This is a genomic window from Labrys sp. (in: a-proteobacteria) (assembly GCF_047605565.1).
Taxonomy (GTDB): Bacteria; Pseudomonadota; Alphaproteobacteria; order Rhizobiales; family Labraceae; genus Labrys; species Labrys neptuniae.
Genome location: NZ_JASGFM010000034.1, coordinates 1 through 24,787 on the forward strand (window position 1 = coordinate 1; position 24,787 = coordinate 24,787).

Sequence of the window (24,787 nt, forward strand, 5' to 3'; positions counted from 1 at the left end):
GCCATGCTGTGCGGGTTCTTGCGCGCGTAGTTCTTCACCGCCAGCGGCGCGCGGCGATCCGAATTGCCCTCGCGCAGCACCGGGTTCACGGCGCTGCCGATACATTTGGCGTAGCGGGCGCGGATCGCCTTTTCCTCGTCCGATTTCGGGTTCTCGGGATAGTCCGGGATGTTGTAGCCCTTGGCCTGCAATTCCCGGATCGCGGCCGTCAACTGCGCTACCGAGGCACTGATATTGGGCAACTTGATGATGTTGGTGTCGGGCAGCAGCGTCAACCGGCCGAGCTCCGCGAGATTGTCGGGAACGCGCTGCGCATCGGTCAGGAATTCCGGAAATTCGCCGAGGATGCGACCGGCAACCGAGATGTCGCTGGTGGTGACGTCGATGCCGGCGGGCGCCGCGAAGGTGCGGACGATGGGCAGGAAGGCGGCCGTTGCCAAAGCCGGGGCTTCATCGGTCAGCGTGTAGATGATGGTGGGAGGTGTGGCGCTCATACGCTGGCTTCCTTGGTCGGTCGGAATCAGGGCAACAAAAGGCGCTCACGCCGACACATGGGCCGGCGCTGAGTGCTCCGCGAATTGCAGGACGGGGATGGTCAGGGGGCGTGTCTTTCCGGCAACGGGTGACCTCGATGCGACGATCTCGACGACTTGGCGCTCGATGACCTCCTGAAACTGCCACCTGCTTCCGGCTTCGGCAACTGATTTATGCCGCAGCCCTGGGCCATGCCACGGTTGCCGAGAGGGCAGGATCGGCACGGCAAAACACTCCCGGAGCAGCGCTCACGGGAGTGTCGGCAGATCGTCTGGGATTGAGGGGGACCGGGAGGCTGCGGTCAGTTGCACACTTCGCGGGTGCGATAGATGTAGCTCTGCGCATAATCGTCCCAGACGCGATAGCTCACCGTCCGGCAATCGTAATAGGTCGTGCGGCTATAGGTCTGGGTTACGCGATAGGAATTGGAGTAGGTGGGATAATTGTAGCCGCTCGCATAGCCATTGTCGCAATCATCGGCGAAGGACGAAGCGGTGGCGGCGGTGAAGGCCGTGGCAGCGAAAGCGAGGGTCAGAAAGATCTTGCGCATAATCGTGGTCCTTTAAGCCGGGCTTCCTGCCCTTGTTGATGAAGGCATCCTAGCGACGCAGATCCGGCCCGGCGGTGCGTTCGGGCACATTGGCTCGGCCACCGATCGGCGGCGTGTATCCGCGGGAACATGGACCGTCCCGGTTCGGGGGCTTGCAAAGAAGCTGTCTTTATCCGCCGAATGGTCTATGCAGCCCGGACTTTTCCTGTTTTCGGGCCTTTTTCGTGATGTCTCAGTCGAATGCGAGCACTGCCGTGACGCCTCCCGCCGTGATCCTGGTCCGCCCCCAGCTCGCCGAGAATATCGGAATGTGCGCCCGCGCGATGATGAATTTCGGCCTCAGCGAGATGCGCCTGGTCTCCCCGCGCGACGGCTGGCCGAAAAAGGGCGCGCGTCAGGCTTCCTCTGGCGCCTCGGCCGTGCTGGACAATGCCAAGCTGTTCGAGACGACCGAAGAGGCCATCGCCGATCTCAATTACGTCTTCGCCACCACGGCGCGCGAGCGCGGCCAGATGAAGGATATCTTCGCCGCCGACGAAGGGGCCGGCAGAATGCTGGCCCTGGCGGGAGAGGGCGCCCGCAGCGGCATCCTGTTCGGGCCCGAGCGCATGGGGCTTTCCAACGACGACGTCGCCCTGGCCGATGCCATCATCTCCTTCCCGGTCAGCCCGGCCTTCAAGTCGATCAATCTCGCCCAGGCGGTGCTGCTGGTCGGCTATGAATGGTGGAAACTGGTCTCGGGCGGCGGAGCGCCGATCGCACCCACCCGCAGCTCGCCGCCGGCGACGCGCGAGCACATGCTGGCCTTCTTCGACTATCTGGAAGGGGAACTCGACGCCGTCTCCTTCTTCTATCCGCCCGAAAAGCGTGAGGTGATGGTGCGCAATTTCCGCAACATCTGGCACCGGCTGGCGATGACCGAGCAGGACGTCCAGACCCTGCGTGGTGCGGTGGCCTCGCTCGTCGGCAGCCGGAACGGCACGCGAATCAAGCGCGATTGAACCGGGGCGAGCGCGGAACACCTGTCGCAGGCCCTCGCTAGGCTGCGCCCATTTCCATCGGAATGGGTGTTGCATGGCTGTCGAGATCGAACGCAAATTCCTCGTCCGCAACGACGATTGGCGCCCGCAGGTTCGAGGCTCCGCCGTCATCCGGCAGGGCTATTTCTGCCGCACGCCTCTGTTGCGGGCACGCATCCGCATCTATGGCGACAAGGGCTTCATCACGCTCAAGAGCGAACCGGGCACGCGCAGCCGTCATGAGTTCGAATATGAGATCCCGCAATCCGACGCCGCCGAGATCATCCGGCGTTTTTCGATCGAGCCTTTGGTCACCAAGACGCGCCACGACGTCGACCATGCTGGATTGCGCTGGGCCGTCGACGTCTTCACCGGCCCCAATCACGGGCTGGTGCTGGCCGAAGTCGAGCTTGAGCACGAGGACCAGCCCGTTCCATTGCCTGACTGGGTCGGCGAGGAAGTGACGGGCGACCGGCGCTACGGCAATTCGAACTTGGCGCGTTTTCCCTTTGCAAGCTGGGGTGAGGAATTGCTGCCGGCTGATGTCCTGTGAGGAAATTATCGCGCGTGCCGCTTTGGGATCAAAAAAAGATCACGATCGCAACGCTTCATTCACTCATCTGGGTTTGAATAGGCGTGCGCCCGGTTGGGTAGTGCGTACGGGCAACCAATATGCAGCGATTGATTCCGGATGGCATCGATCATTCCGAAGAGCGTCCCATGAAGGCTAGCCTTCTCGGGCAAACTAGTTTGCCCCACAGGGTCGACCTTCTGGCTGGCACGGTTTATGGAGCTGCGGTCATGTCTGACCGCGCTCCAACTGTCCTTGTCTTTGATTCCGGCCTTGGCGGCCTCACCGTATTTTCAGAATTGCGAGCGACGCTTTCCGGCGCGCGCTTCGTCTATGCCGCCGACGACGCCGTTTTTCCCTATGGCCGCCTTGCCGAAGGCGTCGTGGTCGAGCGCGTCGTCGAGGTGATGGAGCGGCTGATCCCGCGTTACCAGCCGTCCCAGGTAGTCATTGCCTGCAACACGATCTCCACCGTCGTCCTGCCCGTGCTGCGCCAGCGCTTCGCGGTGCCTTTCGTCGGCACCGTGCCCGCGATCAAGCCCGCCGCTGCGTTGACGCAGACAGGGCGGGTGGCGATCCTGGCGACGCCGGGCACCGTCAAACGCGACTATACGCGTGAGCTGATCCGTTCCTTCGCCGCCACGATCGAGGTGGAACTCGTCGGCGCGGTGGGACTGGCCAGCCTGGCGGAAGCCGTCTTGCGTGGCCAGCCCGTCGAGGATGCTGCGATTGCCCGCGAGATCGCACCCTGTTTCGTCGATCGCGACGGCAAGCGGACTGACGTGGTGGTGCTGGCCTGTACGCATTATCCCCTGGTGCTGGAAGCGATGAAGCGGGTGGCGCCCTGGCCGGTTACCTGGCTCGATCCCGCCCCGGCCATCGCGCGTCGCGCTGCCGATCTCGCTGGCTCGATTCCGGCGCGCACGGTGGTGGAAGACGGCCTGGCCGTGTTCACCGGCGGCGCGGGACTGACCGACGACCTCAAGGCGGTGCTTGCCGCCCGCGGCCTGCCGGCCATCGCCGTCGAGGCCATGCCGCCGCGCTGGCATTAGACATCGCGCCGAAAACGGACGCCGGTTTTCGCTTAAAACGATGCGCCCTGGTGCTCCACCCTATACTTTGGGATGTATCGCAACGTCATTGTGTTGGTGTGGGAACGGTGGCAACCTGCGGTTGGGTTGGGGGCTCAACCTGGAAACGCTCATCATGAAGATCAGCACGCTGTTGGCCTCCGTCGTCGTCGCGGGATTTGTCGCGACCGGTGCTCTTGCGCAGACCGCAACGCCTGCGCCTTCCACGCCCCCCGCCGCGACGACCGCTCCCGCAAAAGCCAAGACAAAGGCCCCGCAATCGGCGGCATCGCAGGCCTGTTCCGCTCAGGCTGATGCCAAGGGGCTCCATGGCAAGGATCGCAAGAAGTTCCGTCAGTCCTGCATGAAGAGCGGGGGCAAGGCTGGTTGAGGCTTAACCTCATCGTCGGAGGTGTGCCATGCATCTGCTCACGTTCCTGATCGTAGGAGTCATCGCCGGCTGGCTTGCCGGCATGCTCGTCAGCGGGGGCGGTTTCGGCCTCATTGGCGATCTCATCGTCGGCGTGGTCGGCTCGTTCATCGGTGGCTTCTTGCAGCCCCACATTCCCATTCATGTCGGGAGTGCGATCGTGAATGAAATCGTCTTCGCGGTCGTTGGGGCCGTCATCCTGCTTCTTGCACTGCGATTGCTGAAGCGAGCCTAGCCTCGATCCGAGAGCAATGCGCCGGAGCCGGCGCCGTAGAAAGGGCATGCGACCTTGAAGTGTCGCATGCCCTTTTCCGTTGGCGAGGCCGATCCCGGCCCGGCGGCCCCTTACGCTTTTTGTAGTTTCCTCCATGGCGTGCAGGCGCTCCTGTCGCGGCTGAGAACCGGAGGTGACCAAAGGCCGGGCTCTTCAGCCGATTGACCTCATGGCACGCTCCTTGCGACGAGGCGCTCCAGCGACTGTTGAATGTCGATGGATGGAGCGATGGAAGACACGACGCAGGAACATCTCGAGCACGCCGAACATGCCGAACATGCGGCCCATGAGGGCAATCCCTTCCTGATCACGGTATCGGTCACGATTGCCGTCCTCGCCGTACTGGCCGCCACCATCGGCAGTTTCGAGTCGCTGGAGACCGCCGAGGCCATCAACGACAAGAGCGAGGCAGCCTATCTGCAGAACAGGGCCAGCGATCAGTGGGCCTTCTATCAGGCCAAGAGCATCAAGAAGAACGCCTATGAGATCGCGGCCGCGGGCGGGGGGCCGAGCAAGGACGACTTTCTTGCCAAGGCCAAGCACAACGACGACGACGCCAAGGCGATTCAGACCCAGGCCGTCGAGATCGAAGGCCATGTCGACGCCAAGTTGCGCGACAGCGAGGTACGGGCCCATCGCCACCATGTCCTCACCCTGGCGGTAACGCTGCTGCATGTCGCCATCGCGGTGGCGACGCTCTCGATCATCACCCGCGGCAGGCGCTGGCCCTGGCTGTGCTCCCTGGCGCTCGGAGCGCTGGGCCTGGTGGCCGCCGCCTTCGCCTATGTCTGATTTTCGCTCTCCAATCGAGCCTGTTCCCCCCGAGGTTCCCATGCGTGAACGCCATATCGTCTTTCGACATCGGGCGCTCGATTTCTGGCTGGCGCGCGGCGCCGTTCTGGTCATCGTGTGCCTGCAATTGCTGGTGATCAACCAGCTTTCCTTCGGTCCTCGCTGGCTAGCCCCGGCCGTCGAGCTGATATTGCTGATCCCGCTGTCGATCGCCACGGCATGGACGCAGGCCGGTATCCGCAATGCGGTGGCCGATCACCACTGGCAGGCGGTCAATCGCTTTCGCATCCTGATCCGCCGGACGGCCCTCATCCTGACGGCCGTCATCAGCTTCATGAATTGCGGCGCCTTGTTTCTGCTGGTGCGGGCCTTGATCGAAGGCCACGCCGGCAACGGCACGACCCTGCTGATCGATGCGCTCAACATCTGGGTGACCAACATCATCGTCTTCACCCTGTGGTTCTGGAGCACGGATCGCGGTGGACCGCCGACCTGCGGCCTGGTCGAGCGTGCCCGCTCCGATTTCCTGTTTCCGCAGATGACCTTGAACGATCCGCATCTGCGTGACTGGCTGCCGGGCTTCGTGGACTATCTGTTCCTGGCCTTCACCAATGCCACGGCATTCTCCCCGACGGACACGATGCCGCTGACCCCGAGGGCCAAGCTGTTGATGCTCGCCGAGGCGATGATTTCGCTCCTGACGGTCGCCCTCGTGGCCGCCCGGGCGGTCAACATATTGGCCTGAGATTGCGGGCGGCATTGGAACCTCTTCCTCTCAAATCTCCGGTGAAGGGCCATCATGGCATGATGCCGATGGACCGCCGGGCATCGACGATGTCGGGATGTTCGCCATGACCTTTCAACCCTTGTCCCATGACGAGCACCCAACCATCGTGGCGGCCGAATTCAAGCGCATCAGGAGCAGCCTGACCGACAACGAAGCCCTGCTTCTGGCCTGCCTCACCAATGTGCTCAATGAACTGCCCGCCTGGCTCGATGGCGACTATGTCGTCGGCAGCGCGCTCGATCATGCGCAGGCGGTCATCAACGCCATGCTGGACGGTTCGGGATTGGCGCCGATCTCGGCGCAAACCTATGAACGCGCCGACGCACTGCGGCATGACGAGACATAGCCCCGAACCATGGGGCAGGGGGCGGCTCCGAGGGGCGGTATTGCAAGCCGTTTTGCATCGGCTTCAGTCGTCCGGCTTGTCGCTCGCGGGCAGGTTGAAACGTTCCCAGTCCTTCCTGGGTATGGTTGCACCGGCCTGGAATGCGAACGCTGAGACCCTGGCAAGGTCCGCAGTGAGGTCGCAGCGATATTTCAAGGCGAACCACTGCTTCCGGCTCCGGAAAGCAGCGCCGTCGGCCGTGATGCCGGCATCTCCCACCCTCGTTTCCGCCCGTGCATAGGCGATCGTGAGGTCGGGCTCGAGATCATGGTTCCAGGCCCGCAACTGGGCCATCGCCTCGATGTTGCACAATTGCTCCATGCGCTCGTCACGGCCGAGAAGGGGCAGCATCTTCCGGGCTTGCCGGTTGCGTGGTCCTGCCAAAGCGAGGTCGGACAAGATCTTCCGGGCCTCGATCATCGCCGGTGGCGGTGGCGGTGGCGGTGGCAGGGCTTCGCTCGGCCTGGGAGGGGGCGCTCCTTCCTGCGGAACGCTCTCCGCCGAGGGGGCCTGCGCCTGCGGTCTGGCCGGCAGCGCAGGAGGCTGCGGCGCTGGCGCCGCCGGCTTTGGTATTTCCGCGACGAATTCGACCTCGATGCTGTTTTCTGGAGGCTGTTCCAGCGGAGCGGGCCGAGGAAGCAGGAACAGCAGGGCAAGGGCGATGGCATGCAGCAGCAGCGCCGCCGGCAGACCGAAGGATATGGTACGATTCTGCGAGAGCGTGGCGGCAGGCATCGCTCAGGGAGCGGCCGTGGCGATCTGCTGCATCAGCACCATGAAATCCTTCATATGGATGCCGGCCGGATTCTGCGCCGGATCGACGGTCTGCACCATGACGAGGCGTTTTGTCGGAATATAGGCAAGGAATTGCCCGCCATAGCCTGCTGCCATGGCCGCGCCTTCGCCCCAGTTCTCGGAAGGCAGGGACCACCATAGATAGCCGTAGGCACTCTTGCGCTTGGGCACGGGAGAATAGGCGGCGGTGGACCGGCGAACCCAGTCGGCGGGGACGATCTGGCGGCCGTTCCAGCGGCCCTGGTTGAGGAAGAGCAGGCCGAAGCGCGCAAGGTCCCTTGCGCTCATGCGGAAGGGATAGGCCGGATGGTGCGACTGGGGCGACAGAACGTAGCGCCCGTCACGGGCCGAAAAGTCCTCCATGCCGATCGGGCGGGCGATGCGCTTGTCGAAACTCGTGAAGATGTCTTCGCCACCCGCTTGGCGATAGATCGTACCGAGGACGTTGAAGTCCCAATTGTTGTAGAACCAGAACGTACCGTGCGGATGGCTTCCGCGTGCCGGGCGCTTATTGCGGATGTCCGCGGTCTCATAGGCGGCAGGATGGTAGACACCGGATCGGGCCATCAAGAGGTCGCGGATATCAGCCTGCTTTTCGGCGGCGGTCAGGGCTGGCGAGGTATCGTCGATACCGAGCTTTTCCAGGCTGTCGCCAAGCGAGATCTTGCCCTCACCGACGGCAATGCCGTAGAGCGCGCTGAGGAGGCTTTTGCGCACCGAGGCGACGTTGACGCGCCGGCTGAGGTCGCCGGCGCTGGCGATGATATGGTCGTCCCGGATCACGGCCAGGGCAGTCGGGTGGTGGGTCGCAGCAAAGGCGGTGACAGCCTTGGCGATTTCGTCGGTCCAGCCGTTTTCGGCCGGGGCGGTCTGCCAATGTCGGCCGGGTTCGGCCCGTGCCGGGGAGGACGGGCCGATGATGCAGGCGATGAGGAGTGCGAGGATGGGGAGCCGCCTCATCGCTCCGCGTCCGGTCTATTCGACGGTTACTGCGATGAAATCCTCGTAGATCTCGACATTGATCAGCGGCGATCCGTTGATGACGGCCTCCGCCGCAGAGGCACTGATGCGGCCGCGATTGAGCATGCTCTCCAGCCGCGCGCGGTTTTCCTTGCTGGAGAAGAAGCGGTCGGGTTCGTCTTCCCTGTCGCGATGATAGCCCAGATAGAAATTGGCGCGGTCCTGCCGGATGATCGCGGCGACGGAGGTCAATCTTTCGCCATTCGTGTTGAAATGATCGGCGCTGGAGAGGCGGGCCGTATAGGTTTCGAGCGGTGCTGCACTGGCAAAGCTCAACGAGGCCGCCAGAAATGCAGCGGAGAGAAAAAGGGTTTTCATCAATGAAGACTCACATGGGCCGAGTTTGCTCAAGCTAGTCACCCGCCATGCTACTGTCGAGTTGCCCAGGATACAGGGACAGGGCAATCGGGTGAAAAGGTTGGGGTCATCCCGGATCTGCACCGCAGCACGCAATGATGCGGTGAAGATCCGGGACCGTGAGCCGACTTTGATGCATCATCGAGATGGTCCCGTGTCTGCGACGCAGCATTTCGTGCTGCATCACGCACGGGATGACGCTATTTTTCGTTCACCCGATTGCCCCGGATACAGGCAAGCGGATCCTGTCTTGGAATTGACATGCGGCGATCTTTCGACTAAGCGAACGCCACACGCGGGGCCTTCGGGTCCCGCGTGATGTTTTACGCTCCCGTGACGGCCGGTTCTCCGGCTGTCTGTCGCCCGGGTTCCGGGAGAGGAGGGCGCGTTCCTCATAAACTTCGCAAACCATAGAGGACGCGAATGTCGAAGCGCCATAACGCTAAGTACAAGATCGATCGCCGCCTTGGCGAGAATATCTGGGGTCGCCCGAAGAGCCCCGTCAATCGCCGCGAGTACGGTCCGGGCCAGCACGGCCAGCGCCGCAAGGGCAAGATGTCCGACTTCGGCACCCAGCTCCGCGCCAAGCAGAAGCTGAAGGGCTATTACGGCTCGATCTCGGAAAAGCAGTTCCGCAAGATCTATGAAGAAGCTCGCCGCCTGAAGGGCGACAGCTCCGCCAACCTCATCGGCCTGCTCGAGCAGCGCCTGGATGCGGTGGTGTATCGCTCCAAGTTCGTGCCGACCGTGTTCGCTGCTCGCCAGTTCGTCAGCCACGGCCACGTCAAGGTCAACGGCCGCCGCGTCAACATCCCCTCCTACAAGGTCAGGCCGGGCGATGTCGTCGAGGTCAAGGAAGCCTCCAAGCAGCTCGTGCTGGTGCTCGAGGCCGTTGCTTCAGGCGAGCGCGACGTTCCCGACTACATCGAAGTCGATCATTCCAAGCTGACCGCCAAGTATGTCCGCGTTCCCACGCTGCAGGACGTGCCTTATCCGGTCCAGATGGAACCGAACCTGGTCGTCGAATTCTATTCGCGCTAAGCGAATACGAGTTGAAAGACTACATGAGGGCCGCCATTTTGGCGGCCCTTTTTCTTGGCCGGTCTGACTGCGCACTCTGGAAGGTCCGCAAATCGGGATGGCCGTATTGCAAAAAGATCATGCGACACGCCGGCTCAGTCGCTTATGGTCGGATCTGACGAGCCGGCGAAACAAGCAAGAACAGCGGCAGGGGCTGCACATAACCAATAAGTAAGAGGTTGGGGCGGTCTTTCGCGATCGCCGCAAAATGTCGGGAGGTGACCGGCCTGCAGCCGGTCGATGCTAAGAGGTCTGTATGGTTTACACGCTTTGGGGCGAACCGGATTCCGGCTCTTTCATGGTCGAGGCCGCTTTGGCCGAGGCGGGGCAGGACGTTCACCTGATCGATATCGATCTGACCAAGGACGAGCAGCACAACGCTCAATATCTTGCGATCAATCCATTGGGTAAGATCCCGGCGCTGCGCTTCAACGACGGAACCACGATCGTACAGTCGGCTGCCATTCTGCTGGCTTTGAGCGAAGAACATCCCGAAGCGCGATTGATGCCGGCTCTTGATGCCCCGGACCGCCGCCATGCCCTGCGCTGGCTGATCCATGTGGCGGCCGAGATCTATCCTCTCATCGAACTCTACGACTATCCCTTGCGATTTGCTCCGCCCGAGACGCATGAGACCGCAATGCGTTCGCGTGTGCGCCAGCGCATCCGCGAACGCTGGCAATTGGTGGAGCAGGCGGCCAGCGCCGAAGGCAGCTTCCTGTTGTCGGGCTTTTCGGCCATCGATCTCGCCATCGCCGCCATCAGCAATTGGGCGATCGGCAATGAATGGCGCGCCAGGGAATGCCCGAAGCTGACCCGCATCGCCGAGACCGTGGCGCAGCGGCCTGTCATCGCGCCGATCTGGCGCCGGCATTTCGGCGAGCAGGAGAACTGAGCGGGGCGGCTCGCTCAGCCCTTCCGCCCCGGAGCGGTAAAGGCTGCGATATCAGCCTCGTCGTGGCCCGCCTCGCGCAGAAGGCGTCCGGCAAGCTCCGCGGCGGGGGCCCGCAGGGCCTCGTCCGAGCGGATCAGATGAAAAGCCACGTGGTAATCGATCGTTCGGTCTGAAACCGGCACCAGGCGTCCGTCCGCCAGGGCGGCGCTGGAAAGAGGCGGGCGCGCCAGCGCGATGCCCAGCCCCTGGCAGCAGGCATCGATGACCAGATTATAGTCCTCGAAGCGGCGGTCCTGGCCACGCGGCACATAATCCACGCCTTCCGGCGACAGCCAGCGCCGCCATCCCTCGATATTGGAATCGTGCAGGATCGGCAGTTCGAGCAGAGCCTGCGCGTGCTTGCCGTGCCGCAGGCGTTCGGCGAGGGCCGGGGAGGCGATCGGAAAGGCCTCCTCCCGCCAGAGCTGCACGCCACGCACGCCGGCCCAAGGTCCCTTGCCGCAGCGTATCGCCAGATCGCTGCCTTCGCCGAGATCCGCCAAGCGATGTTCGAGGACCAGTTCAAGATGGATGTCGCTGCCTTCCAAACGGGCAAGGCGGGGAAACAGCCAGAGCGAGGCGACCGAGGGCGTCACCGACAGGCGTACCACCGCCTTGGCGCGGCGGGGCGACCAGCGCTCGCCACTATTGCCGAGCAGTGCCAGGGCCTCCTCTGTCCGGGCGAAGAAGCGCATGCCCTCCGGCGTCAGGTTGACACCGCGGGCCTTGCGTTCGAACAGGCGTACGCCCATCCAGCGCTCCAGGCGCGACACCTGACGGGAGACCGCGCCATGGGTGACGCCGCTCTCCTCAGCCGCAGCCGAGAAGGAGCCGAGGCGTGCCGCGCGCGCGAAGGTTTCGAGCGTGTCGAGCGGCGGAAGGCTGGGCGAGCTGTGAACCATGGACACACAAGATCATTGATTGAGGTGCTTTTCAAGCACGGCAAACGGAGATAGGTCACGGAGGTCACTGAGAGTCGGGAGACGATAATGAGCAGCGTGGCCTGTGAAGCCGAGGCAACCAAAAAGAAGAGCGGATTCGACGCGGTCGCCTTCGGCGCCATTCTGGTGACCATTCTCTCCTGGGCCTCGTCCTTCGCGCTGATCCGCGTCTGCCTGACGGCCCTGACGCCGATGGAGCTTGCCGCAGCGCGCTATGTCGCGGCGGGGGCCATCGGTCTGGCCTATCTGGTGGCTGTGCGTCCGCCCATGCCGCTGCCGCGGGACTTCCTGCGCCTAGCCATTGCTGCCGTGTTGTTCATTGCCGTCTATGCCGTGCTGCTCAACACCGGCGAGCAGACCGTGCCGGCCGGCCCTGCCAGCTTCATCATCAACACCATGCCGGTGCTCACCGCCCTGATTGCGATCTTCGCGCTCGGCGAGCGTTTCGGGCGCTGGGGCTGGGTGGGTACCGCCACCTCTTTCGCCGGCGTCGCGCTGATCGCCGTGGCGACGGATACGGGCTTCAAGCTCGATCCCAATGCGCTGATGATCTTCGGGGCTGCGGTGTGCGCCGCCATTGCCAGCGTGCTGCAGAAGCCGCTGCTCGGGCGGTTCCCGGCCCTGGCGATCACGGCCTGGATCCTGTTCATCGGCGCCTTGCCGTTGCTGCCGGCGGTGCCCACCACGCTCCGCGCCATGGCGGTCGCCCCGGCCGAGGTCAACTGGGCGGTCGCCTATCTCGTGATCTTTCCCACCGCCATCGGCTATGTCACCTGGGCCATCGCCCTCAAGCGGCTTTCGGCGGCGCGGGCTTCCAACTTCCTTTATGGCGTGCCGCCCACGGCCACGCTGATCGGCTTCCTCTGGCTCGGCGAGGTGCCGACGCCCGTCGGCATGCTGGGCGGCGCGCTGGCGATCCTCGGCGTGGTGATCGTCAACGTAATGAAGGGCCGGTAACATAGGGGCTGGTCTGGAGACCAGCCCCTATCTCGCCTCATGTCGGGCGGGGCGTGCCGATCTCGTAACAGTGCAGATTGCGTTCGCCGATGCCGAGTGCGGGCCAGCTCGCCCGCCACTCTGCGATGTGCCGCGAGGCGAAATGGCGGTCAAGGGCAACTGCATCACGCCAGATCTCCTTCACATGGATGAGACCGGCATCGAGCACGTCCTCGGCGTAGGAATATTCCTCGCAGCCCTCCTCGGCACGGCTGCTCTCCACCATGCGTTTCATGGCTGGGCGCGCCGCGGCCAGGTTGGCGGCCGGCAGGCGCACGGTTCCGACGATCAGCAATTTGCTCATGGGTCTCTCCCGATCTGGCCCTGCCCAAAGAAAAAGCCAGGCTTTGAAAGCCTGGCTTGGTATCGCGGCAAGCTTGCTGTTGCGGCGGCGATCAGGCCTTGGCCGGCGCCTTTACCGAAATGTTCTTTTCCTGCAGGAAGGTTACCAGCTCACCCGACTGGAACATTTCGCGGGCGATGTCGCAGCCGCCGACGAACTCGCCCTTGACGTAGAGCTGCGGCACGGTCGGCCAGTTCGAAAAGTCCTTGATGCCGCTGCGCAGATCGGGATTCTGCAGCACGTCATGGTCCTTGTAGTCGACTCCGAGATAATCGAGAATCTGCACGACCTGCCCGGAGAACCCGCACATCGGGAACGCCTTGTTGCCCTTCATGAAGAGCACGACGTCATTGGACTTGATCTCGTTTTCGATGAAGGTGGCGATGTCGCTCATGGCTCAATCTCGATCTTGGTAATGCTGGATCTGACGCGGATAATGCCAAGTATGTAAGCACACTCGCGCCCAATGTCAGGGCTCAACCTAACATAATTTATCGATCAGGGGGCACTCGTGGAGAGCGCAAGCGCGTGCAGCACGCCGCCCATCTTGCCCTTGAGCGCCGCATAGACCATCTGGTGCTGCTGCACGCGGGATTTGCCCCGGAACGCTTCGGAAATCACCGTCGCGGCGTAGTGATCGCCATCCCCAGCGAGATCGCGAATTTCGATCTTCGCATCGGGGAAGCTTTCCTTGATCATCGCTTCAATGTCGGCGGCCGGCATCGGCATTGGAATTGGGTCCTCTTCAGGCGACTTGTCAGGCAGCTTGGCGCGCTGAGCCCATCAAGGTCGGCAGGAACGATTCGTGACGCTCGCTCAGCGCCGAAACCAGGATGGGCCGGCCTTCGGGCAGGATCAAGGCATTGCCGCCGGTTGTGCCCAGCGTGGTGACCGGCACGCCGGCTTCGGTTGCGGCCTTGGCGAAGGCCTCGGCCTTGTCGGCGGCCAGGGCGACGACGTAGCGGGCTTGATCTTCGCCATACCAGAAGGCATGCGGTTCGCCGCCCTGCGGCGCCTGTGACAGGTCGGCACCGATGCCACGCCCCAAGGCCATTTCCGCGACGGCGACGGCGAGGCCGCCATCGGAGACGTCGTGACAGGTCTTGAGATTTCCGGCGCGGATCTGGCCGCGGATGAAGTCGCCATGGCGCTTCTCGACGGTGAGGTCGACCGGCGGCGGTGCACCTTCCTCACGCTTCAGGATCTCGGCGAGCCAGATGGACTGGCCGAGCCAGGTGCCGGGGCCGCCGACCAGCATGACGGTCTCGCCCTCGGCCTTGAAGGCGATCGAAGCCGTCACGGCCACGTCGTCGACGAGACCGACGCCGCCGATGGTCGGGGTCGGCAGGATGCCGCGGCCGTTGGTCTCGTTGTAGAGCGAGACATTGCCGGAGACGATGGGGAAATCGAGGGCGCGGCAGGCCTGCCCGATACCGTCGAGGCAGCCGACGAACTGGCCCATGATGTCGGGGCGCTCGGGATTGCCGAAATTGAGGTTGTCGGTCACGGCGAGCGGCAGGCCGCCCACGGCGGAAATGTTGCGCCAGGCCTCGGCGACGGCCTGCTTGCCGCCTTCGACGGGATCGGCCTCGCAATAGCGCGGGGTCACGTCCGACGTCATTGCCAGTCCCTTGGGGCCGTCGAGCACGCGCACGACCGCAGCATCGCCGCCAGGCGTCTGGATCGAATTGCCGAGGATCAGCGTGTCATATTGCTCGTAGACCCAGCGCTTGGACGCCAGTTCCGGCGAGCCGATCAGGCTGAGCAGTGCCTCGCCCGTCGACAGATTGGTCTTGAGCGAGCCGGCTTCGAGCACGGGCTGCTTGGGCGAGGGGACATGGGGGCGATCATAGAGCGGCGCCTCGTCGCCCAGTTCCTTGATCGGCAGGTCCGCCTTCAGATCGCCATTGTGGAAGATGCGGAAGCGCAGGTCGTCCGTGGTCTTGCCGACCACGGCGAAGTCGAGGCCCCATTTGCGGAAGATCGCCTCGGCCTCGGCTTCCTTGCCGGGCTTGAGCACCATGAGCATGCGCTCCTGGCTTTCAGACAGCATCATCTCATAGGCGGTCATGCCGGCCTCGCGCACCGGCACCTTGTCGAGGTGGAGCTCGATGCCGAGATCGCCCTTGGCGCCCATCTCCACGGCCGAGCAGGTGAGGCCGGCCGCGCCCATGTCCTGGATGGCGATGATGGCGTCGGTCGCCATCAGTTCCAGGCAGGCTTCGAGCAGGAGCTTCTCGGCGAAGGGGTCGCCGACCTGCACGGTGGGGCGCTTCTCCTCGGATTTGTCGTCGAACTCGGCCGAAGCCATGGTGGCGCCGTGGATGCCGTCGCGGCCGGTCTTGGAGCCGAGATAGACGATGGGATTCCCCACGCCGGTAGCCTTGGCGTAGAAGATCTTGTCCTGCTCGGCAAGGCCGAGGGCGAAGGCGTTGACCAGGATGTTGCCGTCATAGCGGGTGTGGAAGCGCACCTGGCCGCCCACCGTCGGCACACCGAAGGAATTGCCGTAACCGCCGACGCCGGCGACCACGCCGGAGACGAGGTGCTGGGTCTTGGGATGATCGGGCGCACCGAAGGAGAGCGCATTCATGCAGGCGATCGGGCGCGCGCCCATGGTAAAAACGTCGCGCAGGATGCCGCCCACGCCCGTCGTCGCACCCTGATAGGGCTCGATATAGGAGGGGTGGTTGTGGCTCTCCATCTTGAAGACGGCGGCGAGGCCATCCCCGATGTCGATCACGCCGGCATTCTCGCCCGGGCCCTGGATCACGCATTTGCCGGTGACGGGCAGCTTCTTCAGATGGAGGCGCGAGGACTTGTAGGAGCAATGCTCGTTCCACATCGCCGAGAAGATGCCGAGCTCGGTGAAGGTCGGCTCGCGTCCGATCAACTCCAGGATCCGCTGATACTCATCCGGCTTCAGCCCGTGCTGGGCGATGAGTTCGGCTGTGATGGCGGGTTCCGAGTGGGCGGACATGCCGGGTCGATCTCCTGTCAAGGCAGCGCTTCGGCAGGGGGAACGGCGGACGGCCCATGGCTCCGGCCGGCAAGCCCCAGCACAGCGCTCCAGCGCTTCTGTTCACGGCAGGCGATAGGGGTATCCGAGCCGAATGTAAACCATTGATCGCGTATACGGGCCGCGAACCGCATTGACACCGCAACTTTGTTGGCCTTCCTGTGGGCGGACACTCGTTTCCAGTCTCGGAGTATCGGCGATGCGGACGTTTTTCGTGGAGATCAAATGCCAGCTCGGCCGCACCTATGAGGTCGCCAGCGCACTGGCCGAAGCCGAAATCGCCTCGGAGATCTATTCGATCGCCGGCGACTTCGACGTGCTCGCCAAATTCTACGTCAATGACGATGTCGATATCGGCCATTTCGTCGGTGAGAAGGTGCAGTCCATCCCCGGTATCGCCAATACGCGCACGGTCCTGACCTATCGCGCCTTCTGAGGGGCTGAAACCCTCAAATGCAAAATGGCGGCTTCGAGCCGCCATTTTTCGATGTGCCGAATGAAGCTTGAGAGCCGTCGGTCAGCTCTGACCCATGGCTTCCGGCAGTGTGGCCCACTGCGTGACGCGATTGCCGTCAGCGCAACGTTCGGCCGCCTTGCTGCCGGAGATCACGTCGCCCGTATGCGAGCCATTGGTGACGATCAGGAAGACCTGCTGGCCGCTGCCGGAGTCGGCGCTGACGCAAGCGGCATATTGGTCGGGATGGACTTTTGCCGCGGCCGGCGTGCGCCAGCCGTTGGAGATGCGCGCATCGGTGATGCGGCCGGGAACGAGTTGGGTCAGCTTGTGGGCCAGGGTTGCCCGGCCGGCCTGCGGCACGGGGAACTGCTGGGTGCCGTCCGCCGTGACGACCGGCTGCTGGTTGGAAACGTCCGGCCGGCCGGCTTCGCCGGAACGCGGACCGCAGGCGGCCAGCACCAGCGAAAGCGCAACGGCCCCGGACAAGCCCCAAGCAAGACGCTGACGGGAAGAATGATGGTTCATATGCCTGCTCCAGTGCACCGAAATCAGAATCGCACCACCCTGGCGGGCTGGCAACCCGCTGTGTGCCTGCGCACCACCTGAAATGAATCACCGGCGCAGGATGTGCCAAAACGCACACGCAATAGCAGATTCATGCAGAACTTCTGCGACAACGTTAACGGCCCGGCAAAGCGGGATAGAATCTTGCGTGCGAGCACACTTGGCATGGCTGGAACGCGCCTGGAGCATGCGGGGCGTCGGAATGACCAAGCTGTCGACGTGGTAGCGCCGGACAATGGCCCCATTCACCCGATATAGAACCGGCATCCCAGGGGCGACTGGTTCGGACGACGGGCCTTTTGGAGATCACCACGCACGGAATGGCAGTCTGCCCCGGACGCTTGCGGCCGATGCCCGTCCGCTATCTGTCGGTAGCCGCCCTTTTCGAACTTGAGGAGATTTCGATGAGCAAGGTCAGAATCGTGGATGGCAACGGCGTCTGGCATTTCGTCAGCCAGGGTTGTGCCCTCGATATCGGCGTGAATCCCGGCGAGGGCTATCATGTCTATCACCGGGAGGACGGGCACTGTTTGCCGGTGGCCCACAAGGTCAAGCACCTCTTGGGCAAGCAGGTGGTCGTTGCGCCACGCACAGAGGGGCAGATCAGCGAAGAGGAATTGCTCGAAGCCCTGGAAGCCGCCGCCTGAGGCGGCTCTTTCATGCAATGGTCACGCTTGAGGCAGACTATGGCCAGATTTCGCGAGAAGAATGCGCCTCGGCAAAGCTCCTGACGCCAGGACGTGGACGCCGGGCCGGTCATGGGGCCGCCCGAGTGTTTGCCGCGTTTCGAACCGCCTGCGGGGCGGGAGGCGATCAATGCCGACGGTGAGCAGGACAGCCGTGACGTCACTCCGTCGACAGACAAGCCACTCAACCCGAAAGGACGACGCCATGAAGCTGACATCGGTGCGAATCGAACGCGCTCTGACCCAGATGGATGGCCGGGTCATTCCCGAATCCAATCCGATCGTGCAGGAACTCATCTCTATCTTCGGGGACCATACCTTCTTCGTTTCCAATGCGGGGCTCAGCACGGTGGAACCGGTAGAGGCCGGAGATACCGATCTCGACAAGGTCCGTATCGTCAGATTGGCCAGGTGGGCCGATGAGAGCAAGGCCAGCCTGGTGCCCCACCCGCCGATCAACACCGAAACGATGGTGACCCTCAGCGCAGCTGCCTGAGCCACTCTACGGTCATGGCGGCGCAACAGGGTCGCCATGACCGCCCTGGAGCAAAACGCGTTCATGACTGAACGCTTGTTTGTTCCAACTCTTTGCTTCAGCGCGTCTTTGCGAGTCCAAGTGACTTCGTCAAATCGTGACTTCGTCAAATCGCAAAACGCTATAGTCTGACCTCAGTCCTGCCTTCCGAGATCCGATCCGCCTTCGCAGCAATCCCAAAGGATACAGGCCGGCGACCCGGCATCCGGCGGTGACGACGATCGGCTGAAGCGATGCGGACCGTTACCCGCCCAGATATTCGATTTCTGCCCGCAAGGCGTCGTGGTCGAGACCTTGGCCGAGCAGCACGGCAGCGAGAAGTCGTGCCTTGTGGCCGCTGAGGTCCCCGGCGAAGATGGCGCCGGCGCGCTGGAGATCGGTGGCGCCGCCATTGCCATAGACGGGCAGCACACGCCCGCGCGGGCAGCGCGAGCAGATGATCACCGGAATGCCGCGCTTGATGACGTCAGCCACCGCCTTGGTCACGGATGGCGGCGTGTTGCCACGTCCGAATCCTTCGAGCACGATGGCCTTGCTGCCGTGATCGGCGGCATAGTTGAGATAGCCGCCATCCATGCCCATGGCGAGGCGGATCAGCGTGACATTGGGTTCGATGGCGCTGGGAGCATAGGCGCGCCGCAGCGCCGGGCGGCGATGCAGGCAGATGGCGCCCGCGTCGATCTCGCCGAGCTTGCCATGTTCCCAGGACATGAAGGTATCTGTGCGCGAAGTATGCGTCTTGGCGACGTCGCGGGCGGCGTGGAATTCCTGCTCGAAACAGATCATCGCGCCGAGGCCGCGCGCAGCGGGAGCTGCGGCGAGGCGGATGGAATCGGCGATGTTGCGCGGGCCGTCGGCATCGGGCTCGTCGGCCGCGCGCTGGGCGCCGGTGAAGACCACCGGCTTGTCCGAGGCCAGCAGGAGGTCGGCGAGATAGGCGCTCTCTTCCATGGTGTCGGTGCCGTGGGTGACGACGACACCCTCGCAATCCTCCAGCGCCAGAAGCTCGTTGATGCGGGTGGCCAGGGCGAAGGCCATGGGCAGGTCGATGGCGAAACTGTTGAGGTTGCAGAACTCCTCGACCTCGATGTCGATCCCGGGCAGGGGGTCGTGCAGCATGGCGCGCAGCGCCTGTCCGTCGAGGCCGGCAACCACGTCGCCGGTGCTTTCGTCACGCCGGGAGGCGATCGTGCCGCCCGTGGTGATCAGATGAACCTTGCGCGTCATTGGGTCTTCAATCCTGGGGTCTTCAATCCTGCGTCGTCGTCGACGATCAGGCCGAGGCCATGGCGTTGACGACACTGGTGAACAGCCCGCGGCCGTCCGTGCCGCCGGCCAGGGGATCGATCAGGTTTTCGGGATGCGGCATCATACCGAGAACGCGCCGATTGGCCGAATAGATCCCCGCGATATTGTTGAGCGAGCCGTTGGGATTGGTGGCGGCGCTGACCTTGCCGGCGGCATCGCAATAGCGGAACGCTACCAGGCCGTCGCCTTCGATCTGCGTGAGGGTCTCGGAGCTGCAGAAATAATTGCCCTCGCCATGGGCGACGCAGACGTCGATGGCCTGGCCCTGGCGATAGGTGTTGGCATAGGCCGTATCGGTGCGCTCGACCCTGAGATGGACTCGCTTGCAGATGAATTTGAGATCGGCATTGCGCATCAGGACGCCTGGCAGCAGGCCGCCATCCGTGATGATCTGGAAGCCGTTGCAGATGCCGAGGACGAGGCCGCCGCGTGCGGCATGGTGGCGGATGGCATCCATGATGGCGGCGCGGGCGGCGATGGCGCCGCAGCGCAGATAGTCGCCATAGGAGAAGCCGCCCGGAAGCACGACCAGATCGGTGCCTGCCGGCAGCTCCGTGTCGGCATGCCAGATCATGTCGACATGCGCGCCGGCCTGCTTGAGGGCCTTGGCGACGTCCCCTTCACGGTTGGAGCCGGGAAAAATGACGACAGCTGCTTTCATCGGATCCTGCTTTTCGGTTGCGGCAAGGGGCCTCGGAGGCTTTGGGCGTCCAGCCTTCCGCCATGCGTGCGCATATGGTTCCAGAGGGGCAGCGGGGTCAAGCAAAGAGTGGGCGCCAGGCTCCTAAACTGGGGCAATTACCGCGAACGTGCAGGCTTTGCGATGGTTTCGTCCGTCGTCGAGGAAGGGGAGGACTTACGCTCGGCAAATTCGGCCAGAACCCAGTCTTTCAGCACCGCCACCGCCGGCCGGCTCTCCGCGCCTTCCGGATAGACGAAGCTGAATTTGAGGCCCTCCATGATCGGGCCGAAAGGCTGTATCAGCACGCCCGATGCAAGTTCGTCGGCAACCAGGGACAGGCTCAGCAAAGCAACGCCCTGGCCGGCGATGGCCGCCTGGATGGCGCTGCTTTCGTCATTGAAGCTGATGCCGCTGTCGGGATCGAGATGGTCGATGCCGGCGCGCCGGGCCCAGGAACGCCAGTTCGGCACGTCCACCGTGGAGGCGATCGGGCCCCAGTCGAAATGCAGCAGCGTCGCGCCGGGAAGATCGGCCGGCTCACGCAGGCCCAGGCGGTGGCTGCAGACCGGTGCGAATCTGTCTGTCAGCAGGGGCAGGGCGGTCATGCCGGCATAATGTCCGAGGCCGTAGCGGATGGCGGCGTCGGCATCGCCGGCATTGAGGTCCACCGTGTCGTCGGAGGCGTGCAGGCGCAGGTCCCACCCCGGATGCAGGCTGCGCAGCGTGCCGACCCGCGGCACCAGCAGCTTGGCGGTGAAGGCGACGGTCGCCGACAGGGTCGCGATGCGCCGGCGCGGGCGTTTCCTGACCGCTTCGACGGCCTCGGCCATGGTGTCCAGGGCAGCGCGAAGGGCTGGGTACAGGCTGCGGCCCTCGACAGTCAGCTGGACCTTTCGCGTCTGGCGCTCGAACAGCGATACGTCGAGATAGGCCTCCAGCTGGCGGATCTGGTGGCTGACGGCGGTCGCGGTGACGCCGAGCTCGGCGGCGGCCTTCTTGAAGCTCTCCTGCCGTGCGGCGGCTTCGAAGGTGCGCAGCGAGGCCAGGGGCGGCAAGCGGCGCATCATCGGCTCCGATCCGGGCTGGCATCCTGTCGCAGCCGCGCCGTCATGCCGCCTCGGACCAATAGTCCGACAGTGCCCGTTCCCTGTGTTCGTATGCCTGAATCAAATTCATCCATCACTTGAGAACTTCGAATTTGTTGAATTGAAAGTCAATCACTTAATACGACGAGGAAGGCTCATGGTTCCCATGAGATGAATTCAGTTTTGCAAAGGATAGCCATCATGGCTTGGCTGTATCTGGCCGCTGCGGCGGTCTTCGAAGTGATTTTTGCGTTGAGCATGAAATATGCGGAGGGCTTCACCCGCCCGCTGCCGACGGCGATAACGCTCATCGCGGTGATCGGTGGCGTCGGCCTGCTGACCCTGGCGCTCAAGAGCCTGCCGGTCAGTGTCGCCTATCCGATCTGGACGGCGGTCGGTACGCTCGGAACCGTGGTCTTCGGCTACATCTTCCTGCGCGAACCGCTCACGGCCATGAAGATCGTCAGCGCCATCGCCATCGTTGCCGGTGTCGCCGGCCTCAAGGCGTCGACGGTGTAAATTCCGGGACCTGAACTGATTACCGGCAATCTCAGTCCTTCAGCTCGATCTTTTCGACAAGACGATCGAACAGCACCAGGTCGGCCGGCATCAGCCGGTCGGCCTTCATCCTTATTTCCAGCGTGCCGTTGCCGAGCCGCAGCAAGGCAATGGCGGCGGCCGTCTTGGCGAGGGCCCTATCCTCGATATCGTACAAGCCGCGATAACCTGTCATGTCGCCAGACGCGATTGGTTCGACCGGCTGGCGGGGACGTATGCGCGAGCCGGGGGTGAGGCTCTGGATCCGCAGATCGATCATCGCCCCGGTCACGGCACCGGGGCCGAATGCGCCAAAACCCGGGCTTGCCAGACTGCGCTCGTCGGACAGGAAGGTTGCCACCGCATGGGGTGGGCAGGTCGGGGCGGCGCAACGCAGGACGAGCAGGGTAGGCGGCGCGGACGCTTCCCTGACCCAGACGCTGTCGTCATAGCGCAGGCTGAAACCGCCGGTCTCGACAAGCTCTTCCGCGTGGCAGGCACCGCTGGCTCCAGCCACGCACAGCACGGCTGCAAGCAGCCGGACCAGCATCAGGCGATATCGATGCTGTAGTTTTCGATCACCGTGTTGGCGAGGAGCTTTTCGCATGCGGCCTTCAGCGTTTCGCGTGCGGTCTCGGCATCGGCTTGGCCGAGCTCGATGTCGAACACCTTGCCCTGGCGCACGCCGTCGACATCCTTGATGCCGAGCGAAGCGAGAGCACCCTCGATCGCCTTGCCCTGGGGGTCGAGGACGCCGTTCTTGAGCGTAACGATCACACGGGCCTTCATTCGACACCTGCCTTCCAACGATGAGAAATCCTTGGCTTGCGCTTAAAGCAGTCCGGCCGATGGTTCAATCATTGCCTTGCCGAGCGGGCCGGGAAAATGTCTCGAACACGCTGAGGAAGCGAAACGGCACGGCCTCGGTCAGCCAGACGCCGTTGTCGCTGCGGTAGAATGGCAGCCCTGCCGCCTGCATCGCCGCGGCATCGACCTGCAGGATGAGCCAGGGGCCGGCGCGCCGCATGGCGACCTTTCGGGCGGTATCGGGATCATCGGAGAGATGCACGTGCTGGCGCGCGCGCTTTTGGAGGCCGGAAGAAAAAATGCCGGCCTGGTTGGAGGCTGCGGTGCCGTGCCACAATTCGGCAGGCGGCATGGTGGCGGAGAGACCGAGGTCGACAGCGACGCTGTGGCCCTGATTGGCGCGAATGCGCGTGCCGGCGATGATGAAGCGCTGTTTGTCGCTCTCCCTGACGACCCGTTCGATATCCTGCCGGCCCGCGCTCATTTGTTCGGCCGCGGCCCTGGCGAGATCGTCGATCTCGACCCAACCCTGCGCGTCGAGCACCAGCCCAGCCGTCTCGGGGGCATGGCGGAGTACGAGGCTCATGAATTTGCTGAGTTTCTTGTCATCCATAGGTGATGTCCGAGGGTGATATCCGATACCGTTGGTCACCGTCGCGCATCCCGCCGAAAAGCTACATTCTCTTTTCGGCTTGGTGCTTCGGGCGCTATTGCGTCGCCTCGTCGATGAGCTTTCTGGCGATGCGCGGTTCGCCGGCAATGACGACGATGAAGCTGGTCTCATCCGCCTTGCGCTGGCCGACGGCGTAGGCGTTGATGTGATGGGCTTTCTTGCCACCCGTCATCGCGAGCTGAATTCCCTGCCAGCCGCCGGAGCCGAAACTGTCGACGCTCACCGTGGGCGGCGGCATCTTGGACTTGGGATCGGACTTGGCCAGCAAGGCCGCAAGCCGCTTCGGCTCAGCCAGGGAACGCTCGATCGCCAGAGCGTCGGGGCCGGTCACGGTGAAGCGCTCGATGGCCGCGTCATAGCCACAGCGCATCTTGGTGCAGAGTTGCAGCCCGTCGACACGGATATTCTCGCGCGAGACGAAGGCCCGCATCGGCAGCACCACCCAGGAACCGGAATCGGGCAGCGACACGGCCGGATCGCCAGTCCACATGTCGAACAGGCTGCAGCCGGCGAGGGCGACGAGGCCCACGCCAGCAAAAAGGGCTCGAACGCCGTGACGCGCGAGCCCCTTACGCAATGTTACACTGAACGCGCTCACTGAACCAGCTTGGGCCCCTTGACGACGACATTGTCCATCTCGTTCATGATGCCGAGACGGCGGGCGACTTCGGTATAGGCCTCGACGAGCCCGCCCATGTCGCGGCGGAAACGATCCTTGTCGAGCTTGTCGTTCGACTTGATGTCCCACAGGCGGCAGGAGTCCGGCGAGATCTCGTCCGCCAGGACGATACGCATGATGTCGTTCTCCCACAGGCGGCCGCATTCGATCTTGAAATCGACCAGGCGGATGCCGACGCCCAGGAACAGGCCGGACAGGAAGTCGTTGACACGGATGGCGAGCGCCATGATGTCGTCGAGTTCGGGCGGGCTGGCCCAGCCGAAAGCGGTGATGTGCTCTTCCGATACCATCGGGTCATTGAGCGCATCGTTCTTGTAGTAGAACTCGACGATCGAACGGGGAAGCTGCGTGCCTTCCTCGATGCCCAGGCGCGTGGCGATGGAACCGGCGGCGACGTTGCGGACCACGATCTCGAGCGGAATGATCTCCACCTCGCGGATCAACTGCTCACGCATGTTGAGGCGGCGGATGAAATGGGTGGGCACACCGATATCGTTGAGGTTCTGGAACAGATATTCGGAAATGCGGTTGTTGAGGACGCCCTTGCCGTCGATGACCTCGTGCTTCTTGGCATTGAATGCGGTGGCGTCGTCTTTGAAGTGCTGGATCAGCGTGCCGGGCTCGGGACCCTCATAGAGGACCTTCGCCTTGCCTTCGTAAATGCGGCGGCGGCGGTTCATCGGGATGTACCGTGGTTTGAGAAAATCCGTCAAAGGGCCTGGGCTCCTGGAAATGCGATCCGTGGCCGGCGCAATTGGCGATTCGATTTGCGGGAGCAAACCGGAGACAGGGCCAACTTACCCGATCATGCCTCCGCGCACAACTTCGTGCAGGCGGCGCACCCGATCGGAACCAAGCTTCACGAATCAAGCCAAAG

The 24,787-nt window shown here is 63.5% G+C and carries 34 protein-coding genes; 15 read left to right on the forward strand and 19 right to left on the reverse strand.

Annotated features, from left to right (window positions below; genetic code table 11):
• Together QM672_RS24205 and QM672_RS24210 are read right to left on the reverse strand one after the other, a co-directional pair.
• The coding region (locus QM672_RS24205) for an NADP-dependent isocitrate dehydrogenase (RefSeq protein ID WP_415085689.1) at nt 1-494 on the reverse strand (494 nt) is incomplete at its 3' end.
• Nucleotides 495-835: 341 nt separating this feature from the next.
• On the reverse strand, nt 836-1,084 hold the full coding sequence (locus QM672_RS24210) for a hypothetical protein (RefSeq protein ID WP_068294903.1): 249 nt from the start codon (nt 1,082-1,084) through the stop codon (nt 836-838).
• 254 nt (nt 1,085-1,338) lie between these two features.
• On the opposite strand from QM672_RS24210, the gene QM672_RS24215 reads away from it, so the two are divergent.
• The 8 genes from QM672_RS24215 to QM672_RS24250 all read left to right on the forward strand — a co-directional run bounded on the left by QM672_RS24215 (nt 1,339) and on the right by QM672_RS24250 (nt 6,373).
• Nucleotides 1,339-2,085, forward strand: coding sequence for an RNA methyltransferase (locus QM672_RS24215; protein WP_367626970.1), 747 nt, complete (start codon nt 1,339-1,341; stop codon nt 2,083-2,085).
• A 73-nt stretch (nt 2,086-2,158) separates the two neighbouring features.
• The gene (locus tag QM672_RS24220) at nt 2,159-2,656 is read left to right on the forward strand and encodes a CYTH domain-containing protein (RefSeq protein WP_415085692.1); all 498 of its coding nucleotides are present in this window, start codon (nt 2,159-2,161) and stop codon (nt 2,654-2,656) included.
• A gap of 248 nt (nt 2,657-2,904) precedes the next feature.
• Nucleotides 2,905-3,726: a glutamate racemase gene (gene murI, locus QM672_RS24225; RefSeq protein WP_311938736.1), complete on the forward strand. Its 822-nt coding sequence runs from the start codon at nt 2,905-2,907 to the stop codon at nt 3,724-3,726.
• A gap of 154 nt (nt 3,727-3,880) precedes the next feature.
• Nucleotides 3,881-4,135: a PsiF family protein gene (locus QM672_RS24230; RefSeq protein WP_068294909.1), complete on the forward strand. Its 255-nt coding sequence runs from the start codon at nt 3,881-3,883 to the stop codon at nt 4,133-4,135.
• A 28-nt stretch (nt 4,136-4,163) separates the two neighbouring features.
• On the forward strand, nt 4,164-4,409 hold the full coding sequence (locus QM672_RS24235; RefSeq protein ID WP_311938738.1) for a GlsB/YeaQ/YmgE family stress response membrane protein: 246 nt from the start codon (nt 4,164-4,166) through the stop codon (nt 4,407-4,409).
• Nucleotides 4,410-4,676: 267 nt separating this feature from the next.
• Nucleotides 4,677-5,240: a DUF4337 family protein gene (locus QM672_RS24240; protein ID WP_311938740.1), complete on the forward strand. Its 564-nt coding sequence runs from the start codon at nt 4,677-4,679 to the stop codon at nt 5,238-5,240.
• A 40-nt stretch (nt 5,241-5,280) separates the two neighbouring features.
• Nucleotides 5,281-5,985 carry a hypothetical protein gene (locus QM672_RS24245; protein WP_311938741.1) on the forward strand — a complete coding sequence of 235 codons (705 nt, stop codon included), beginning with the start codon at nt 5,281-5,283 and terminating at the stop codon, nt 5,983-5,985.
• A 106-nt stretch (nt 5,986-6,091) separates the two neighbouring features.
• Nucleotides 6,092-6,373, forward strand: a complete 282-nt coding sequence (locus QM672_RS24250; protein ID WP_311938743.1) for a hypothetical protein — start codon at nt 6,092-6,094, stop codon at nt 6,371-6,373.
• A 63-nt stretch (nt 6,374-6,436) separates the two neighbouring features.
• Here QM672_RS24250 and QM672_RS24255 read toward each other — a convergent pair whose 3' ends face one another.
• Genes QM672_RS24255 through QM672_RS24265 form a run of 3 tightly spaced genes read right to left on the reverse strand, consistent with a single transcriptional unit; the run spans nt 6,437 to nt 8,545 of the window.
• Nucleotides 6,437-7,147, reverse strand: coding sequence for a DUF930 domain-containing protein (locus QM672_RS24255; protein WP_311938745.1), 711 nt, complete (start codon nt 7,145-7,147; stop codon nt 6,437-6,439).
• 3 nt (nt 7,148-7,150) lie between these two features.
• Nucleotides 7,151-8,167, reverse strand: a complete 1,017-nt coding sequence (locus tag QM672_RS24260) for a serine hydrolase (RefSeq protein ID WP_311938748.1) — start codon at nt 8,165-8,167, stop codon at nt 7,151-7,153.
• Nucleotides 8,168-8,182: 15 nt separating this feature from the next.
• Nucleotides 8,183-8,545, reverse strand: coding sequence for a hypothetical protein (locus QM672_RS24265; protein ID WP_367626962.1), 363 nt, complete (start codon nt 8,543-8,545; stop codon nt 8,183-8,185).
• A 462-nt stretch (nt 8,546-9,007) separates the two neighbouring features.
• Between QM672_RS24265 and rpsD the strand changes: the two genes are divergently transcribed.
• Together rpsD and QM672_RS24275 are read left to right on the forward strand one after the other, a co-directional pair.
• Nucleotides 9,008-9,625: a 30S ribosomal protein S4 gene (rpsD, locus tag QM672_RS24270; RefSeq protein WP_068294931.1), complete on the forward strand. Its 618-nt coding sequence runs from the start codon at nt 9,008-9,010 to the stop codon at nt 9,623-9,625.
• Between the two features lie 295 nt (nt 9,626-9,920).
• Nucleotides 9,921-10,559 carry a glutathione S-transferase family protein gene (locus QM672_RS24275; protein WP_311938753.1) on the forward strand — a complete coding sequence of 213 codons (639 nt, stop codon included), beginning with the start codon at nt 9,921-9,923 and terminating at the stop codon, nt 10,557-10,559.
• A 14-nt stretch (nt 10,560-10,573) separates the two neighbouring features.
• On the opposite strand, the gene QM672_RS24280 is transcribed toward QM672_RS24275, so the two are convergent.
• The gene (locus QM672_RS24280; RefSeq protein ID WP_311938755.1) at nt 10,574-11,500 is read right to left on the reverse strand and encodes a LysR family transcriptional regulator; all 927 of its coding nucleotides are present in this window, start codon (nt 11,498-11,500) and stop codon (nt 10,574-10,576) included.
• 87 nt (nt 11,501-11,587) lie between these two features.
• Here QM672_RS24280 and QM672_RS24285 point away from each other — a divergent pair, with 87 nt between their 5' ends.
• Nucleotides 11,588-12,496, forward strand: a complete 909-nt coding sequence (locus QM672_RS24285) for a DMT family transporter (protein WP_311938757.1) — start codon at nt 11,588-11,590, stop codon at nt 12,494-12,496.
• A gap of 37 nt (nt 12,497-12,533) precedes the next feature.
• Here QM672_RS24285 and QM672_RS24290 read toward each other — a convergent pair whose 3' ends face one another.
• From QM672_RS24290 to purL, 4 genes are all read right to left on the reverse strand, one after another.
• Nucleotides 12,534-12,839 (reverse strand): putative quinol monooxygenase, encoded by a 306-nt coding sequence (locus tag QM672_RS24290; protein WP_311938759.1) that lies wholly within the window; start codon nt 12,837-12,839, stop codon nt 12,534-12,536.
• 91 nt (nt 12,840-12,930) lie between these two features.
• A complete protein-coding gene (gene grxD, locus QM672_RS24295) occupies nt 12,931-13,272 on the reverse strand; it encodes a Grx4 family monothiol glutaredoxin (RefSeq protein ID WP_311938761.1) in 342 nt (113 codons plus the stop codon).
• A 104-nt stretch (nt 13,273-13,376) separates the two neighbouring features.
• Nucleotides 13,377-13,607, reverse strand: a complete 231-nt coding sequence (locus QM672_RS24300) for a BolA/IbaG family iron-sulfur metabolism protein (RefSeq protein ID WP_105862715.1) — start codon at nt 13,605-13,607, stop codon at nt 13,377-13,379.
• A 28-nt stretch (nt 13,608-13,635) separates the two neighbouring features.
• Complete coding sequence (purL, locus tag QM672_RS24305) at nt 13,636-15,858, reverse strand: phosphoribosylformylglycinamidine synthase subunit PurL (RefSeq protein WP_311938763.1); 2,223 nt, start codon at nt 15,856-15,858, stop codon at nt 13,636-13,638.
• 238 nt (nt 15,859-16,096) lie between these two features.
• Here purL and QM672_RS24310 point away from each other — a divergent pair, with 238 nt between their 5' ends.
• Complete coding sequence (locus QM672_RS24310) at nt 16,097-16,333, forward strand: Lrp/AsnC ligand binding domain-containing protein (protein ID WP_068294951.1); 237 nt, start codon at nt 16,097-16,099, stop codon at nt 16,331-16,333.
• Nucleotides 16,334-16,414: 81 nt separating this feature from the next.
• On the opposite strand, the gene QM672_RS24315 is transcribed toward QM672_RS24310, so the two are convergent.
• A complete protein-coding gene (locus QM672_RS24315; protein WP_311938765.1) occupies nt 16,415-16,879 on the reverse strand; it encodes a hypothetical protein in 465 nt (154 codons plus the stop codon).
• Between the two features lie 443 nt (nt 16,880-17,322).
• On the opposite strand from QM672_RS24315, the gene QM672_RS24320 reads away from it, so the two are divergent.
• Together QM672_RS24320 and QM672_RS24325 are read left to right on the forward strand one after the other, a co-directional pair.
• The gene (locus QM672_RS24320) at nt 17,323-17,565 is read left to right on the forward strand and encodes a hypothetical protein (RefSeq protein WP_156771708.1); all 243 of its coding nucleotides are present in this window, start codon (nt 17,323-17,325) and stop codon (nt 17,563-17,565) included.
• Between the two features lie 244 nt (nt 17,566-17,809).
• On the forward strand, nt 17,810-18,100 hold the full coding sequence (locus QM672_RS24325; protein ID WP_068294959.1) for a hypothetical protein: 291 nt from the start codon (nt 17,810-17,812) through the stop codon (nt 18,098-18,100).
• A 282-nt stretch (nt 18,101-18,382) separates the two neighbouring features.
• Here the strand turns inward: QM672_RS24325 and QM672_RS24330 are convergent, their stop codons facing one another.
• The 3 genes from QM672_RS24330 to gcvA form a co-directional block, all read right to left on the reverse strand.
• Nucleotides 18,383-19,366, reverse strand: a complete 984-nt coding sequence (locus QM672_RS24330; protein WP_311938770.1) for an asparaginase — start codon at nt 19,364-19,366, stop codon at nt 18,383-18,385.
• 46 nt (nt 19,367-19,412) lie between these two features.
• A complete protein-coding gene (purQ, locus tag QM672_RS24335; protein WP_311938772.1) occupies nt 19,413-20,108 on the reverse strand; it encodes a phosphoribosylformylglycinamidine synthase subunit PurQ in 696 nt (231 codons plus the stop codon).
• A gap of 137 nt (nt 20,109-20,245) precedes the next feature.
• Nucleotides 20,246-21,196 carry a transcriptional regulator GcvA gene (gcvA, locus tag QM672_RS24340; RefSeq protein ID WP_415085702.1) on the reverse strand — a complete coding sequence of 317 codons (951 nt, stop codon included), beginning with the start codon at nt 21,194-21,196 and terminating at the stop codon, nt 20,246-20,248.
• A 189-nt stretch (nt 21,197-21,385) separates the two neighbouring features.
• Here gcvA and QM672_RS24345 point away from each other — a divergent pair, with 189 nt between their 5' ends.
• Nucleotides 21,386-21,733, forward strand: a complete 348-nt coding sequence (locus tag QM672_RS24345; RefSeq protein WP_311938777.1) for a DMT family transporter — start codon at nt 21,386-21,388, stop codon at nt 21,731-21,733.
• Nucleotides 21,734-21,764: 31 nt separating this feature from the next.
• Here the strand turns inward: QM672_RS24345 and QM672_RS24350 are convergent, their stop codons facing one another.
• The 5 genes from QM672_RS24350 to purC all read right to left on the reverse strand — a co-directional run bounded on the left by QM672_RS24350 (nt 21,765) and on the right by purC (nt 24,590).
• A complete protein-coding gene (locus QM672_RS24350; protein ID WP_415085704.1) occupies nt 21,765-22,301 on the reverse strand; it encodes a hypothetical protein in 537 nt (178 codons plus the stop codon).
• Entirely contained in the window at nt 22,301-22,540 is a 240-nt protein-coding gene (gene purS, locus QM672_RS24355; protein WP_068294982.1) for a phosphoribosylformylglycinamidine synthase subunit PurS, read from the reverse strand. The genes QM672_RS24350 and purS overlap by 1 nt, the downstream gene beginning before the upstream one ends.
• A gap of 64 nt (nt 22,541-22,604) precedes the next feature.
• Entirely contained in the window at nt 22,605-23,171 is a 567-nt protein-coding gene (locus QM672_RS24360; RefSeq protein WP_415085706.1) for an RNA 2'-phosphotransferase, read from the reverse strand.
• Nucleotides 23,172-23,265: 94 nt separating this feature from the next.
• A complete protein-coding gene (locus tag QM672_RS24365; RefSeq protein WP_415085708.1) occupies nt 23,266-23,829 on the reverse strand; it encodes a hypothetical protein in 564 nt (187 codons plus the stop codon).
• Complete coding sequence (gene purC, locus QM672_RS24370; RefSeq protein WP_068294993.1) at nt 23,826-24,590, reverse strand: phosphoribosylaminoimidazolesuccinocarboxamide synthase; 765 nt, start codon at nt 24,588-24,590, stop codon at nt 23,826-23,828. Before purC ends, QM672_RS24365 begins: the two co-directional genes overlap by 4 nt.
• Nucleotides 24,591-24,787: the final 197 nt, after the last annotated feature.

Excerpts from the sequence above, each read along its gene's own strand:
- purC (WP_068294993.1), bottom strand. The coding sequence starts at position 24,590 with ATGAACCGCCGCCGCCGCATTTACGAAGGCAAGGCGAAGGTCCTCTAT.
- purQ (WP_311938772.1), bottom strand. The coding sequence starts at position 20,108 with ATGAAAGCAGCTGTCGTCATTTTTCCCGGCTCCAACCGTGAAGGGGAC.
- QM672_RS24245 (WP_311938741.1), top strand. The coding sequence starts at position 5,281 with ATGCGTGAACGCCATATCGTCTTTCGACATCGGGCGCTCGATTTCTGG.
- QM672_RS24280 (WP_311938755.1), bottom strand. The coding sequence starts at position 11,500 with ATGGTTCACAGCTCGCCCAGCCTTCCGCCGCTCGACACGCTCGAAACC.
- rpsD (WP_068294931.1), top strand. The coding sequence starts at position 9,008 with ATGTCGAAGCGCCATAACGCTAAGTACAAGATCGATCGCCGCCTTGGC.
- QM672_RS24320 (WP_156771708.1), top strand. The coding sequence starts at position 17,323 with ATGAGCAAGGTCAGAATCGTGGATGGCAACGGCGTCTGGCATTTCGTC.
- purS (WP_068294982.1), bottom strand. The coding sequence starts at position 22,540 with ATGAAGGCCCGTGTGATCGTTACGCTCAAGAACGGCGTCCTCGACCCC.
- QM672_RS24210 (WP_068294903.1), bottom strand. The coding sequence starts at position 1,084 with ATGCGCAAGATCTTTCTGACCCTCGCTTTCGCTGCCACGGCCTTCACC.
- QM672_RS24360 (WP_415085706.1), bottom strand. The coding sequence starts at position 23,171 with ATGGATGACAAGAAACTCAGCAAATTCATGAGCCTCGTACTCCGCCAT.
- QM672_RS24330 (WP_311938770.1), bottom strand. The coding sequence starts at position 19,366 with ATGACGCGCAAGGTTCATCTGATCACCACGGGCGGCACGATCGCCTCC.
- QM672_RS24350 (WP_415085704.1), bottom strand. The coding sequence starts at position 22,301 with ATGCTGGTCCGGCTGCTTGCAGCCGTGCTGTGCGTGGCTGGAGCCAGC.
- QM672_RS24235 (WP_311938738.1), top strand. The coding sequence starts at position 4,164 with ATGCATCTGCTCACGTTCCTGATCGTAGGAGTCATCGCCGGCTGGCTT.
- QM672_RS24290 (WP_311938759.1), bottom strand. The coding sequence starts at position 12,839 with ATGAGCAAATTGCTGATCGTCGGAACCGTGCGCCTGCCGGCCGCCAAC.
- QM672_RS24310 (WP_068294951.1), top strand. The coding sequence starts at position 16,097 with ATGCGGACGTTTTTCGTGGAGATCAAATGCCAGCTCGGCCGCACCTAT.
- gcvA (WP_415085702.1), bottom strand. The coding sequence starts at position 21,196 with ATGATGCGCCGCTTGCCGCCCCTGGCCTCGCTGCGCACCTTCGAAGCC.
- murI (WP_311938736.1), top strand. The coding sequence starts at position 2,905 with ATGTCTGACCGCGCTCCAACTGTCCTTGTCTTTGATTCCGGCCTTGGC.
- purL (WP_311938763.1), bottom strand. The coding sequence starts at position 15,858 with ATGTCCGCCCACTCGGAACCCGCCATCACAGCCGAACTCATCGCCCAG.
- QM672_RS24265 (WP_367626962.1), bottom strand. The coding sequence starts at position 8,545 with ATGAAAACCCTTTTTCTCTCCGCTGCATTTCTGGCGGCCTCGTTGAGC.
- QM672_RS24230 (WP_068294909.1), top strand. The coding sequence starts at position 3,881 with ATGAAGATCAGCACGCTGTTGGCCTCCGTCGTCGTCGCGGGATTTGTC.
- QM672_RS24315 (WP_311938765.1), bottom strand. The coding sequence starts at position 16,879 with ATGAACCATCATTCTTCCCGTCAGCGTCTTGCTTGGGGCTTGTCCGGG.
- QM672_RS24260 (WP_311938748.1), bottom strand. The coding sequence starts at position 8,167 with ATGAGGCGGCTCCCCATCCTCGCACTCCTCATCGCCTGCATCATCGGC.
- QM672_RS24240 (WP_311938740.1), top strand. The coding sequence starts at position 4,677 with ATGGAAGACACGACGCAGGAACATCTCGAGCACGCCGAACATGCCGAA.
- QM672_RS24345 (WP_311938777.1), top strand. The coding sequence starts at position 21,386 with ATGAATTCAGTTTTGCAAAGGATAGCCATCATGGCTTGGCTGTATCTG.
- QM672_RS24275 (WP_311938753.1), top strand. The coding sequence starts at position 9,921 with ATGGTTTACACGCTTTGGGGCGAACCGGATTCCGGCTCTTTCATGGTC.
- grxD (WP_311938761.1), bottom strand. The coding sequence starts at position 13,272 with ATGAGCGACATCGCCACCTTCATCGAAAACGAGATCAAGTCCAATGAC.
- QM672_RS24220 (WP_415085692.1), top strand. The coding sequence starts at position 2,159 with ATGGCTGTCGAGATCGAACGCAAATTCCTCGTCCGCAACGACGATTGG.
- QM672_RS24255 (WP_311938745.1), bottom strand. The coding sequence starts at position 7,147 with ATGCCTGCCGCCACGCTCTCGCAGAATCGTACCATATCCTTCGGTCTG.
- QM672_RS24325 (WP_068294959.1), top strand. The coding sequence starts at position 17,810 with ATGAAGCTGACATCGGTGCGAATCGAACGCGCTCTGACCCAGATGGAT.
- QM672_RS24300 (WP_105862715.1), bottom strand. The coding sequence starts at position 13,607 with ATGCCGATGCCGGCCGCCGACATTGAAGCGATGATCAAGGAAAGCTTC.
- QM672_RS24285 (WP_311938757.1), top strand. The coding sequence starts at position 11,588 with ATGAGCAGCGTGGCCTGTGAAGCCGAGGCAACCAAAAAGAAGAGCGGA.
- QM672_RS24250 (WP_311938743.1), top strand. The coding sequence starts at position 6,092 with ATGACCTTTCAACCCTTGTCCCATGACGAGCACCCAACCATCGTGGCG.